The organism is Halorhodospira abdelmalekii, assembly GCF_016583625.1.
GTDB classification, from domain to species: domain Bacteria; phylum Pseudomonadota; class Gammaproteobacteria; order Nitrococcales; family Halorhodospiraceae; genus Halorhodospira; species Halorhodospira abdelmalekii.
Genome location: NZ_NRRN01000017.1, coordinates 1 through 13,048 on the forward strand (window position 1 = coordinate 1; position 13,048 = coordinate 13,048).

The 13,048-nt window shown below is 63.6% G+C and carries 14 protein-coding genes; 13 read left to right on the plus strand and 1 reads right to left on the minus strand.

Annotated features, from left to right (window positions below; genetic code table 11):
• Window positions 1–65: 65 nt before the first annotated feature.
• On the minus strand, window positions 66–848 hold the full coding sequence (locus tag CKO15_RS05500) for a ParA family protein (protein WP_200193335.1): 783 nt from the start codon (window positions 846–848) through the stop codon (window positions 66–68).
• A gap of 52 nt (window positions 849–900) precedes the next feature.
• On the opposite strand from CKO15_RS05500, the gene CKO15_RS05505 reads away from it, so the two are divergent.
• The 13 genes from CKO15_RS05505 (at window position 901) to ccmI (ending at window position 13,044) form a co-directional block, all read left to right on the plus strand.
• Entirely contained in the window at window positions 901–1,629 is a 729-nt protein-coding gene (locus tag CKO15_RS05505; RefSeq protein WP_200193337.1) for a hypothetical protein, read from the plus strand.
• Window positions 1,630–1,836: 207 nt separating this feature from the next.
• Window positions 1,837–3,057, plus strand: coding sequence for an HD-GYP domain-containing protein (locus tag CKO15_RS05510; protein ID WP_200193339.1), 1,221 nt, complete (start codon window positions 1,837–1,839; stop codon window positions 3,055–3,057).
• A gap of 34 nt (window positions 3,058–3,091) precedes the next feature.
• Complete coding sequence (locus tag CKO15_RS05515; protein WP_200193343.1) at window positions 3,092–4,282, plus strand: HD-GYP domain-containing protein; 1,191 nt, start codon at window positions 3,092–3,094, stop codon at window positions 4,280–4,282.
• 34 nt (window positions 4,283–4,316) lie between these two features.
• Complete coding sequence (locus tag CKO15_RS05520) at window positions 4,317–5,552, plus strand: GGDEF domain-containing protein (RefSeq protein WP_200193346.1); 1,236 nt, start codon at window positions 4,317–4,319, stop codon at window positions 5,550–5,552.
• Between the two features lie 121 nt (window positions 5,553–5,673).
• Window positions 5,674–6,471: a cytochrome c biogenesis heme-transporting ATPase CcmA gene (gene ccmA / locus CKO15_RS05525; RefSeq protein WP_338036006.1), complete on the plus strand. Its 798-nt coding sequence runs from the start codon at window positions 5,674–5,676 to the stop codon at window positions 6,469–6,471.
• A 15-nt stretch (window positions 6,472–6,486) separates the two neighbouring features.
• A complete protein-coding gene (ccmB, locus tag CKO15_RS05530; protein WP_200193348.1) occupies window positions 6,487–7,155 on the plus strand; it encodes a heme exporter protein CcmB in 669 nt (222 codons plus the stop codon).
• A 119-nt stretch (window positions 7,156–7,274) separates the two neighbouring features.
• Entirely contained in the window at window positions 7,275–8,138 is an 864-nt protein-coding gene (locus CKO15_RS05535; protein WP_200193350.1) for a heme ABC transporter permease, read from the plus strand.
• Window positions 8,138–8,314, plus strand: coding sequence for a heme exporter protein CcmD (ccmD, locus tag CKO15_RS05540; protein ID WP_200193352.1), 177 nt, complete (start codon window positions 8,138–8,140; stop codon window positions 8,312–8,314). Before CKO15_RS05535 ends, ccmD begins: the two co-directional genes overlap by 1 nt.
• Window positions 8,315–8,328: 14 nt before the next feature.
• On the plus strand, window positions 8,329–8,781 hold the full coding sequence (gene ccmE / locus CKO15_RS05545) for a cytochrome c maturation protein CcmE (RefSeq protein ID WP_200193354.1): 453 nt from the start codon (window positions 8,329–8,331) through the stop codon (window positions 8,779–8,781).
• A 1-nt stretch (window position 8,782) separates the two neighbouring features.
• Window positions 8,783–10,828: a heme lyase CcmF/NrfE family subunit gene (locus CKO15_RS05550; protein WP_200193356.1), complete on the plus strand. Its 2,046-nt coding sequence runs from the start codon at window positions 8,783–8,785 to the stop codon at window positions 10,826–10,828.
• A gap of 126 nt (window positions 10,829–10,954) precedes the next feature.
• Entirely contained in the window at window positions 10,955–11,488 is a 534-nt protein-coding gene (locus CKO15_RS05555; protein ID WP_200193358.1) for a DsbE family thiol:disulfide interchange protein, read from the plus strand.
• Complete coding sequence (locus tag CKO15_RS05560) at window positions 11,485–12,018, plus strand: cytochrome c-type biogenesis protein (protein ID WP_200193360.1); 534 nt, start codon at window positions 11,485–11,487, stop codon at window positions 12,016–12,018. Before CKO15_RS05555 ends, CKO15_RS05560 begins: the two co-directional genes overlap by 4 nt.
• 120 nt (window positions 12,019–12,138) lie before the next feature.
• Complete coding sequence (ccmI, locus tag CKO15_RS05565) at window positions 12,139–13,044, plus strand: c-type cytochrome biogenesis protein CcmI (protein ID WP_200193362.1); 906 nt, start codon at window positions 12,139–12,141, stop codon at window positions 13,042–13,044.
• Window positions 13,045–13,048 lie beyond the last annotated feature (4 nt).

Below are 13,048 nucleotides of genomic sequence, written 5' to 3' on the forward strand. Positions count from 1 at the left end.
CGCCCGCACTCAGCCCCCGAAAGCCACTCCCGGCTATTCAGCCCCAGCCATTCAGCCCCTGCCATTCAGCCCCTGCCATTCAGCCCCTGGTAAAGGGCGCAATACTCGGCCGTCAACTTATGCCGCGGTGCGTAGTGGATCAGCGGACGGGCGTACTGATGCGACTCCCGCACCCTTACGGAGGCCGATAGGTAGGGCTCAAGCACCGGCAGACGCTCCTCAATCAACTCTTCGACGAGCGTACGCGGGTGCCGCGCTCCCACCTGAAAGTGGTTCACCACCACCCCTTCGACTGCCAGCGCCTCGTTGTGATCCTCCTGGATCTCGTGGATATGCTCAAGCAGCTCGTAGAGCGCCCGACGCGAGAAGTCGTCGCAATCGAAGGGAATCAGGCAACGCTGCGCCGCGATCAGCGCCGAACGACTGAAGAAGTTCAGCGCCGGCGGTGTATCGATATAGATCGCCTCGTAGTTCGCACCGAGGGTATCGAGGGCATCGCGCAGTTTATAGATCTTGTAGCGCGCCTCCAGCTTACCTTGCAGGGTCTCGAGTTCGCGGTTCGCCGGCAGCAGATCGAGACCGGCAAAGGGCGTTTCGGTGATGTAGAGCTCGAGTTGCGGCGGCTTACGCGAGCCGATACGGAAACCGAGCGTCGAGGCGAAGAAGTCGGCCATCGTCTGCTCGAGACCCTCCGCGGCGTCACCGAGCACGTAGCGACTGGCGTTGCCCTGCGGGTCGAGGTCGACCAGTAGCGTCCGTCGCCCCTCAACGGCGCTGATCGCTGCGAGATTGCAGGCGATCGTCGATTTACCGACCCCGCCCTTTTGGTTGAAAATAACCCGCCTCATTGTCGGCTCCCGCTGTTAAACTGCGGCCATTCTACCGAGCACGGGGAGTTCGATGAAGCGGGTTCGCAATTTTATCGAGGCAGCGCGCATCGATTGGGCCGAAGATGCCGCTGGGCGCGGTGCCGTTAAGGCCCTGATCGGCGCCGTGCTGATCGTCGCCGGCGTCCTCAGCGCGCTCGGTGAACTCTCTGGAGTGGCCGTCGGCGCCCTGATCGGCGCCCTGCTGCTCTACCTGGGCAGTCAGCTCGAACCTCCAGAGTATGCTGATGAGTGCAGCGTCGAGGGCGAGATTGCCGAGGTTACGGAGCTGCAACGCCTGCGTACCGCCCCGCGTTTTCGCCCGATTTACAGCTACAAGGTCAAGGGCAAGTCTTACCGCCTGCCAGCGACGATCCGCACCCTGCGCCCCCCGCAGATCGGCACACCGGTGCGCATTGCCTGCTCGGCAAGTGAACCGGCGCTAGCACACCGCGAGGATGGCATTGAGGGCCATCTGCACTGGGTCGCCTACGCTGCCGGGGCCGCAACGGTCGTTGTCTCGCTGATCGGGCTCTTAGTCAGCCTAGTCTTAGTCGTCGCCGGTCTCTTTGCCGTACGCGCCGGGCAGGCCGATCGGAGCGAAGCCAAACAGACCCAGGGCCTGTTTAAGGACCTGAAGATCCTGATCTACAGCATCAGCGAGCGGGCGGCAACCGCGCGACAACGTAGACTTCAGCGCACAGAGCCCACAAAACGCTCTACAACTCAGCGACGACGCAAACCCAAGCACAGTGCTGAGTGAGTGCACCACAGCACTCGCTATTCCCCTACTGGCAGGTCGATTTTTGGCTTGGCTTATGGCAATCTAGAGCGGCTACAGAGAACCTTCGCCCGAGCCGCCCCAGGGCGTGCTGAGGCGCATCCTGAGCGGGCAGAGCAGTCGGGCGCAGCCGCGCCGTGACCGACCGCCGCGTCCGGACGCGGGCAGGAGCAGACGGTGGAGTGCGACATGACCAAAGAGTCTGACTACGGCGGCCTATCGGGAAATGCGCCGGTTTTCGATCCGAGCCACGATGGGGATGCTGCCCTGCAGTGCTTGTACGACAGCCTGCCACTGTGTGCTCAAACCCCGGATATGCGCCTGCATGAGCGTCTTGAACGGCTGCGAACGCACATCAATCAGCGCTTGAACAAAGGTTCGAGTGGTGGCGAGATTGACCGCATTGCCGTTGCCATTTACGAGTCCAAGAGCGGCATGCTCAAGACGTACAGCGCCGCTGGGAACCGCCCTAGCGAACTGCTTCACTACGAAGCAACGCTCGCTGAGATCCCGACCCTGCTCGATCTAGCTACGAAGAGCCGCGGCCATATCGTCCAGGAGTACCAGGAGCACTCCTGCTCGCAAGAGCATAGCCGTAAAGTGCGTGCCGCAGGGCTGCTCTCAGCCCTGATCCTGCCGCTTACTTTCGAGCATCAATTCTACGGCTTTATTTTCTTCAACTCGCGCCGAGCGCACTTCTTCACGAGCAGCACCATTGAGCAGCTGGCGCCATTCGCCGATGTTGCTCGCCTGCTCGCCGTCACCTCCATTCGCAAGACCCGAGTCATGCGCGGCGCGGCCCAAACCGCTCTCGTCTTTGGCCGCGCCCGCGACGACGAGACGGGTGGTCATCTGCGGCGGATGGCCGATTATAGCCGGCTCATCGCGCGCGAGCTGGCCACGCCATACCAACTCGATGATGAGTATATCGAGATGGTCTACCAGTTCGCCCCGGCACACGATGTCGGCAAGGTCGCCGTCCCCGACTCCATCCTCCTCAAACCGGGACCGCTCACTGACGCAGAGTTCGCACAGATGCGCGAGCACGTCACGCGCGGGGTTGCGATGGTGCTGCAGATCGCCGAAGAGCTCGACCTAAGCGAGGATCAGCGCACTGCAGTGCTGCGCAATATCGTGGCCTACCACCACGAACGGCCCGATGGCAGCGGCTATCCAACCGGCTGTACGGGTGATAGCATTCCGCTGGAGGGGCGCATCGTGGCTGTCGCCGATGTCTTCGATGCATTGACCTCCGAGCGGGTCTACAAACCGGTCTGGTCGCTTGCCGAGGCCGCCGCACTCCTGCAGCGCGAGGCGGCCGCCGGCAAACTCTGCCCCGTGTGTGTCGAGGCCTTCCTGAGGCGTACCGATGCGATCGTTGAGATCCAAAAGCGGCACACCTGCGACTAGTTTGCGAATAGACAGAGCGAGCGGATCAAGCCCGATGGAGTCGACGCCGACCTCACCCAGCCGTCCCATCCCAACCAAGCGCGCCACCGTCCTGCCCGAGGATGTCCAGGTCGGCTCGCCGGCACCATTCGATATCGAAGATGCCTACGGGCACTTGCTGCTGCGCCGCGGTGGGCTGATCGAATCGGAGGCGCAACGCGAGCGCCTGCTGCAGATCGGCCGAACCCCCTACCACGTCGCCGTCAAACGCCACGGCAGCGGCAGCGTCTCCAAGCGCCGCAACGATCCGAACGCCCCCTTTCTCAATCCATTTGATGAGATCTACCGCATCTCACTAACGCTTCAGGAGAGCTTCCGCTGGCTCGGCCACGACCGTTTTCTACGCCGCTTGGACTTGCTGATCAGCCGCATCGGCAACGTGCTCGAACACGACGCCGAGGCCTCCATCGGCGCTGCCCACCTCGATGAAGAGTTTCCCTACGCGATCCGCCATCCGATTCGTAAAGCGATGCTCTGCGATACTGTTGCTGCCCGCATCGGCATTCCAGACAGCGAGCGGCGCTCCATTGTCTGTGCAGCGCTAACGGCCAATCTCGGCATGCTCGAAGAGCAAAAACAACTGGATCGGCAATCCACTCCCCTGAGCGATGAGCAGTGGGAGCTGATACAGAACCACCCACACCGCTCCGTCGAGCGCCTACTCGATGCGGGGCTCACCGATCGGCTCTGTCTGCGGATTGTCGCCGAGCATCACGAACGACTCGACGGCAGTGGCTATCCGGAAGGACTCAAGGCTCAGGATATCTGCCGTGGCGCTCGTCTCCTGGCTATCGCCGACACCTACATGGCGATGGTCACCGACCGCGGCTACCGCCCTGCAACCGCGGTCCGTGAAACCCTCCTTGAACTGCTCAATCAAAGCGGCAGCAAATACGATCGCGATCTTCTCGCCGACTTCATCCATACGATCGGCATCTATCCAGCGGGCAGCTTTGTCGCCCTCGACAGCGGCGAGCGCGGGGTTGTCATCCACCGCGGCAGCCGAGGCAGCAGCCCGATGATCGCAGTGCTGATCAAACGCAATGGTCAACCGGTAGCCCGCCCCCTCTTTCGCGACACCAGCCTTAAGGGGATGCCGTCGATCGCCTCCCTTGAGCCGACACCCGAGGTGGCACGACGCTACCCTCTTGCCTCATTATGGGGGTACGAGACGCAGACGCGTTAACCCTATCCACCGACTGACTCTGGCGAGAGGCTTCATGGTTTGGCTCACACGCCTGTTCGGCTCCACATGGCTACTCCATGCGGGGTTGATCGGGTTGGCGATCATCTGGCTGTTGCTCGACGCCCCCTTCCCCGAGGGCTTCGCCGAGACCCTGGCAGCGCACAACCGCGGCTTGGCACTGACCGTCGGTCTCTTGGCGGCCGTCTTAGCGCTGCTCTACCAAAGCGCCAACACCGCGCTTCAGGCCGGTGTGCTAGTCGCCTTCTATCTGTGGATCCTCGGCAGCGCCGAACCTGAGGCCGCACTCGCTACTGCCGCCATCCTCCTGCCAATCAACCTGCTCATCCTCAGCTTGCTCGAAGAGCGCGGACTGCTCGGCCCACCCGGTTTGGTACGGCTCGGAGTATTGCTGCTGCAGGGGCTGGTGATCGCCGCCATTGAGGGGCAACGGCCACAGCTGCTTGAGGCGCTGAGTGGCCAGAGCTTCCTGCCTAAGACGCTCAGCGCCTGGACGGCCATCCCCGATCAAGGGCTGGTCATGCTTATTCTGGCCACTCTCATCCTGGCGGCCCTGTGCCTCGTCGAACGCCTACCGATGCTCTTCGGCGCACTGAGCGCCTTACTCTGCAGCACCTTCGCTCTCCATGTCATGGCCAACGAGCCGCACGCTGCCGCCGGCACCGCCCTGCTCCTGCTCGCCTTGATCGGATTGCTTATCGCGACACTGCAGGAGGTGCACCGGCTCGCCTTCCGCGATGCCTTAACCGGCCTGCCCAACCGCCGCGCCCTTGACGCCTTGCTACAACGCCTCGGCAACCGTTATGCCATCGCCATGATGGATGTCGATCACTTCAAAAAATTCAATGACACTTACGGCCATGAGGTCGGTGACCAGGTGCTGCGCCGGGTCGCTCAAACGATCGGCCAGGTTCGGGCCGGTGGTCGCCCCTTCCGTTACGGCGGCGAAGAGTTCTCCGTGATCTTCCCGGGGCGCGACGCCAAAAGTGTCTTGGAGGTACTCGATGAGCTGCGCCAGGAGATCGCCGACACCCCTTTCCGGGTACGTGATCCCGATCGCCCCGAGGACCACGAAAAGGGCGTAAACCGACGCAAAGAGCCGAGCGACAAGGGCAAAGCGGTGCAGATCACGATCAGCATCGGTGTTGCTGAACCGAGCAGCGTCCAAGACGACCCGAATGATGTCATTCAAGCGGCCGATCAGGCGCTCTATCGAGCCAAGAAGGCCGGACGCAATCGGGTCGCCGAGTAAGCGCGCCACAAGGTGTCCCGAAGGGAGAGAGAGAAAGAGGAAGCGAACCGCCCTTGTCAGGGATTGCATTTTTATGTATACCCGAGGCATCTTGTCCTACTGAAGGAGCCAGCGACCCCTCATGAGCCCCCCGACCGACCCCACCGCCGGGCGTGCTGCAGAGGGTGTGACCCGATCCTCATCCGGGCTCACCTCACCTAGGCCTCCAGCCGGACCCACAGGCCCCGCAGGGTCTGCCGCCTCTGCCACTGCCACTGCCACTGCCACGACAACTGCCGCGGCTGCTGCAACCGGGGCGCCCTCCACCTGCCTTGAGGTCGAAGCGCTGGCGTGTCGCCGCGGTGAACAACAGCTCTTCAGCGATCTTAGCTTTACCCTCAAATCGGGCGAATTGCTCTTTGTGCGCGGGCGCAACGGCAGCGGCAAAACCACTCTACTGCGTGCGCTCTGCGGCCTGACGGAGCCGGTCCGCGGGCAGGTGCGCTGGCTCGGTCAACCGATTCGCCGCCTCGACGAGGGGCTGCGCCGCAAGATGCTCTACCTCGGCCATCGTGATGCGGTGAAGGACGAATTGACCCCGCTCGAAAACCTGGAGATCCACCTCGGGCTGCGCGGCGAACAGGCCAGCGACGAGGCACAGCTGAGCGCCCTTGAAGAGGCCGGCCTCGCCGGACGTGAAGACATCCCGGTGCGCTACCTATCGCAGGGACAGCGCCGCCGCACCGCCCTCGCCCGACTCCTGGTCTCCCCAACGCGGCTGTGGATCCTCGACGAGCCCCTGACTGCCCTAGATCGCCGAGCCGTGGCGTGGCTCTTCGAACGCATCGGCGACCATCTGGGCAGCGGTGGCTTGGTCGTGACGACGAGCCATCAATCGATCGACGGCCTGCCTGAGCCGCAAATCCTCGACCTGGACTGAGAGCGACTATCGACTATGGGACGGTCACTGTGGACCCTACTCCAACGCGACCTGGCGCTGATCGTGATGCGCCGGCAGGACGTGCTGACGGTCGTGGCCTTTTTCGTCATCGTCATCACACTCTTTCCGCTGGCCATCGGCCCTGAACCAGAACGGCTACGGACCATCGCCCCGGGGGCGGTCTGGGTCGCGGCAGCCCTGGCGAGCTTGATCTCGCTCGATCGGCTCTTCGCCGACGATTGGCGCGACGGCACCCTGGAGCAGCTCGCCCTCTCGCCGCAGCCGCTCGCCCTGGTGGCACTGGCTAAGGTCGCTGCGCACTGGTGTGCTCTAAGCCTGCCGCTGGTGGCACTCTCACCAGCGCTCGGCTACTCGCTGGGGCTCACCGGTAGCGAACTGGCCGTTCTCGCCCTCTCGCTACTGATCGGGACCCCAGTCTTGAGCCTGCTCGGCGCGATCGGTGCGGCCTTGACCCTAGGGGTACGGGCCGGTGGCGCCCTGATGGCGCTGCTGATCTTACCGCTCTATGTGCCGGTGCTCGTCCTCGGTGCTGGAGCGGTCACCGAAGCGATGTACGACAGCGCCTTTCAGGCGCACCTTTCGCTGCTCGGCGCCGGCCTAGCCGTCGCCCTGCCGCTGGCCCCACTGGCGATCGCCGGGGCCTTGCGTATTGCCCTCGACTGAAGGCATTGTCATGTCGCACTGCTGGGTCATGTCGCGCTGCGGGGAACCTCTTGCAGCTCTGAGCGATCGAAGCCTAGCGAGAACGACCGCGGCCCATACACGATGAACGGGATGAATACATGAGCGCTCGATCGATCCCCTGGTTAAAGTACGCGGCCCCGCCGAACTTCTACGGCCTTGCCGACCGCCTCACCCCGTGGCTATGGGCAGGCGCTGGACTGCTCTTCCTGGTTGGCCTCTACGTCGGCTTCTTTGTCGCCCCCGTCGACTATCAGCAAGGCAACAGCTATCGGATCATGTTCATCCACGTGCCGACCGCCTGGATGGGGATGTTTCTTTACCTGCTCATGGCCCTCTACGGTATGATCTTCCTCGTCTGGCGCATCCGTATGGCCGATGCCATGGCGCGCGCCATCGCCCCGACCGGTGCCCTGATGACCTTTCTCGCGCTGTGGACCGGGGCCCTCTGGGGGGCGCCGACCTGGGGCGCCTACTGGGTGTGGGACGCTCGCCTGACCTCGACCTTGATTCTGCTCTTTCTCTTCCTCGGCTACATGGCCTTGCACGCTGCCGCCGACGATCGCGATAAGGGCGGACGGGCGGCATCCCTGCTGGCGATCATCGGGGCGGTGAACGTACCGATCATCTACTTCTCCGTGAACTGGTGGTACACGCTGCACCAGGGGGCCTCGGTCATTCGCCGTGACGGCCCGAGCATGGCCCCGGAGATGCTCGCCGCCCTGCTGATCATGACCGCTGCCTTCTGGCTCTACTGCGCCGCCATCGTCTTGCGGCGCGCCCAGCTCGAAGCGCTTGAGCGTGAACCCGGCGCTGAGTGGGCGCAGGCGGCCGCCGCCGGGGCACTGACCCGCGAGCAGCGTGAGCGCGCCGCGGCGACGGCCACCATCGGTGATGTCGGCGATCACGACGAAGGTGACACGCTTACCGGAAACACCGCCACGAAGCAGGAGGGACGCAACTGATGTGGGATGGAATCGGCGATTTTTTAGCGATGGGCGGACACGCCCCTTACGTCTGGGGCTCGTTCGGGATGGTGGCTGCGATCATTCTGTGTGAGTGGCTGCTGCTGCGTCGGCGGCGTCAGCGCACCCATGCGCGGCTCAGCCGACGCGCCCGCACCAGCAACACCTCTTCCTAAGGGGGAGAAGCGTAATGAAACAGCGACACAAACGGTTAGTCCTGGTGCTCGGCATCCTCGCCGGGGTGAGTGTGGCGACGGCCCTGGTCCTCAACGCCTTTCGCGATAATCTGACCTTCTTCATCACTCCTTCGGAGGTCATGGCAAAGACCGAGATCCCCGAGCGCCGCTTCCGCGTCGGCGGCATCGTTGAGGAGGGCAGCGTGACGCGCGATACCCAAAGTACCGAGGTGCGCTTCGGCGTGACCGACACCGTCAAGAGCCTGCCGGTGGTCTATCACGGCATCCTGCCCGATCTCTTCCGCGAGGGTCAGGGGGTCGTGATCGAGGGGCGCATCGGCGAAGACGGCACCTTCCAAGCCGATCGCGTCATGGCCCGCCACGACGAAAACTACATGCCGGCCGAGGCCGCCGAGGCCGTCAAGCGCGCCGGTGGCGATCTTAGTCAATTTGTGGATCACTATTGATATGTTGGGAGAACTGGGCAATTTTGCACTCATCTTGGCACTCTGCCTGGCCGCAGTTCAGGCCGTACTGCCGCTGATCGGTACCGCCTTAGGCGATGAGCGTTTGATGAACTCGGGCCGCTCGCTGGCGGTCGGGCAGTTCGTCTTTCTGCTGATCTCTTATCTGATCCTGACCTGGGCCTTTATCAGCAACGACTTCACGATCCGCTACGTCATTGAGAACACCAGTCAATCGACTCCGCTGATCTACAAGATCACCGGCGTCTGGGGCGGACACGAGGGCTCGATGCTCTTTTGGCTGCTCTCGCTCGGCCTCTGGGGGTTGGCGGTTGTTCTCTTTAGCCGCGCCTTACCGCGCGAGATGCTGGCGCGGGTGCTGGCGGTCATGGGTATGGTCGGGGTCGGCTTTATCGGCTTCACCGTGATGACCTCGAATCCCTTCGAGCGGGTCTTCCCCGGGCCGATGGATGGCATGGATCTCAACCCGCTGCTCCAAGATCCGGGCATGATCATCCACCCGCCGCTGCTCTTTATCGGCTACACCGGCTTGGCCGTCGCCTTCGCCTTCGCCATCGCCGCGCTGATCGGCGGGCGGCTCGATGCCGCTTGGGCCCGTTGGTCACGGCCGTGGACGACCGCCGCGTGGGCCTTCTTGACCCTCGGCATCGGGCTGGGTTCATGGTGGGCCTACTACGAGCTCGGCTGGGGCGGCTGGTGGTTCTGGGATCCGGTTGAGAACGCCTCACTGCTGCCCTGGCTTACGGCAACGGCGCTGATTCACTCCTTGGCAGTGACCGAAAAGCGGGGCGGCTTTAAGGTCTGGACCGTGATGCTCGCCATCGTCAGCTTCGCCCTGACCATCTTCGGCGGCTTCCTGGTGCGCTCCGGCGTAATCACCTCGGTGCACGCCTTTGCGACCGATCCGGATCGCGGCACGGTACTACTCGCCTTGCTGGCGATCACACTGCTCGGCTCCCTCGCCCTCTACGCGTGGCGAGCGCCTAAGGTCGGCTTAGGTGGCGCCTTCGGCTGGTACTCGCGCGAATCACTGCTATTAGCCAACAACGTGCTGCTGACCGTGGCATGCGCCGCCGTCCTCGTCGGTACGCTCTATCCGGTGGCGATCGAGGCGCTGGGCATGGGTAAGATCTCGGTCGGCCCGCCCTACTTCGATGCGGTCTTCATGCCGCTGATGCTGCCGCTGCTCTTTTTGATCGGCATCGGTCCGGTGGTCTCGTGGAAGCAGGGCTCGCCGGATGACACCTATCGCCAGCTGCGCTGGGTCTTCTTAGTCTGCGTACTCATCGGTGGTGTCTGGCCGCTGACCATGGGGGCGTGGAATCCGCTGACGGCCCTCGGGCTGGGACTGGCGGTCTGGATCTTAGCGACCGCTGCCATGGATCTGGGCAAACGCATACAACGGCGGCAGAACCAGGGCTGGAGCGTAGCCCTACGAGGTGCTCTGCGACCGAACTTCTTCGGCATGCACACCGCACACGCCGGCTTGGCACTGATTGTAATTGCCATCGCCATGGTCAACACCTACGAGGTCGAACGCGACGTCCGCCTGGAGACCGGCGAGACGGCGACAGTGCGTGGCTACGACTTCACCATGCTCAGCGCCTCGAACGTCCGTGGGCCGAACTTCGACGCCCAGCAGGTCACCATCGAGGTGCGGCGTGATGGCCAGTTGATCAACACCCTGCACCCACAGTTGCGTTACTACCACGCCAAGCCACAGATGCCGATGCACCAGGCCTCTCTGGATCGCGGCTTCAGCCGGGATGTCTACGTCGCTCTGGGCGATCACCTCGGCGGTGAGGCGTGGACCATGCGCCTCTACTACAAGCCGTACATGTTCTGGATGTGGCTCGGCTGTCTCTTGATGGCCTTTGGCGGCTTCCTCGCTGCAGCCGACCGGCGCTACCGCATGAGCAAAGATCGGCGGCGCCTCTCCGAGAAAGAGATCGACCGCAGCGACGGAGGCGTTATTGAGGATGAGCCGCGCCCGGCGGCGGGAACGGTCTCAAGCTCCTCCCCGTCCTAAGGGACGGGGGAGCGACCGGTACCGCCCCGCGCAGGCGGAGCGTTCGCACCTGTTCAACAACAGCGGCTGCCGCGCAGCCGCTAACGCTACCCGGCCCGGTGGGCGGGATGGCTTGCGGAGGAACTGATGAGCAAGCGGATTGTCATACCACTTGCGCTGGCACTCGGCGTCTTGGGTCTGCTCTACGTCGGCCTGCAGATGGAAGACGGCGGCCTGCCCTCCCCGCTGGTGGGCAAACCGGCGCCGCCGTTTGAACTCGAATCGCTCCACGATCCAGAAGAGCGGCTGACCGAGGCCGACTTTATCGGTCAAGTGGCGATCGTCAACGTTTGGGCCTCCTGGTGCGATAGCTGTCGACTAGAGCACCAGCACTGGCGGGCCTTGGCACAACGCGGCACGCCGATCTACTCATTCAACTACCGCGACCGGCGGGAGCAAGCGCTGCGCTACCTTGAGGTCTTCGGCGATCCGTTCGAGAAGATCGCCTTCGACCCTCAGGCCGATGCCGGCCTGGAGTGGGGGGTCTACGCCACCCCGGAGACTTACGTACTTGATGCCGAAGGCATCATCCGCTACAAACACATCGGCCCGGTCGACGCCCGGGTTATTCAAGAGAAGATTCTGCCATTGATTGAAGAGTTGGAGGCGGGGCAGTCATGATAGGGAGAGCGCTTCTGCGGCCTGCACAGCACCACCGTGCGCCCGGGGCCTTAGCGGGGCTGCGTGCGCTTGGGGCGGTGCTGCTGTTGTTAGCGGGCGTGCTCGTAGCTGCCCCAGCGACGGCCATTTCGATCGGCCAGCCCCTGGAGTTTGAAACAGAGGCGCAGCGCGAGCAGTACTACACTCTGGTCCGCGAACTGCGGTGCACCGTCTGTCAGACGGAGACGATCTACGAGTCGCCGGCACCCCTGGCGGCCGATATGCGACGGCGCGTCTATCAGATGACCATCGAGGGGTATAGCAAGAACGAGGTCATCGAGTTCATGACGCACCGTTATGGCGATTTCGTGCGCTACCGCCCGCCCCTGCAGTTCAACACGGCCCTGCTTTGGGTCAGCCCCTTTCTACTATTAGTGGTCGGCGGCGTTGCTTGGTTGCAGGTGGTGCGCCGACGCCAGCAGATGGCGGCGCACAGCGACCTGACCGAATCGGAACGCCGGGCGCTTGAGCGCTTTCGACGTGGCGACTGAGGGCGACTCACGAAAGGCGACTAACACGCGACTGCACCGGATACGAGGCAGCGCGTTAGATCGATGGATGAATGATCGGCTCCCCACCCTGCGGGTCTGGGGACGAGAGGCGGAGGTCTTATGGTTGGCAGTTTGATCGCCATGGTCTTGGTGCTCTGCTTGATGGCGCTGGGGTTCGTGCTCTTCCCGTTAATCCGCGATGTAGCGGCGCGGGCTAAACAGCAGTCGCGGCGCGAGGTGAACGCAGCGATCCACTACGACCGGGTCAGCGAATTGGAGCAAGACCTGGAAAACGGCACCCTAAGCCGTGAACAGTTCGATCAGGCGATGCAGGATCTCGAGCGCGACCTGATCCAAAGCGGTGCGATCGACCCCGATGAGGCACGCAGCGGCGACGGCGTAGCACGCGGCCATCGCGGTGCCGTGATCGCCGCTGCCGTCGGCAGCTGCATCGCCGTACCGGCGCTCGCTCTGAGCGTCTACGCGGTCGTCGGCGACCCGGACGGTGCCATCGACAACGCCAAGCGAAGTCAACAACAGATGGCGCAGCAGCAGCAACAGCCGCAGCAGCCGCACGCCGACGACGATCAACAATTGCTGGCGGCCGCCCAGCAGCTGCGCCAGCGGCTTGAGGCCGACCCGGAGGATACCGAGGGGTGGGCCCTCTATGCGCGCACCATGGTCTTTTTACAGGAGCTTGAGGAGGCGCGTGACGCCTACGAGCGGGCCGTCGAGCTCGACGGCCGTCAAGACGCCAACCTGCTCTCTGAGTACGCCGATGTCCTCGCTGGCACCAAGGGCAGCCTAGAAGGCCGCCCCGAGGCGCTCATCGCCGAGGTCTTGGAGATCGACCCGGAAAACGTGCGCGGCTTATGGCTCGCCGGTACCGCCGCTTACAACCGCGAGGACTACGACACGGCCGAGGAGTACTGGCAACGACTGCTCGGAGTCGTCCCCGCCGATTCGCAAGTCGCCCGCGAGATCCAGGCCAACATCGAGCACCTCGCCAGCCAACGCGGGGAGTAGCCGA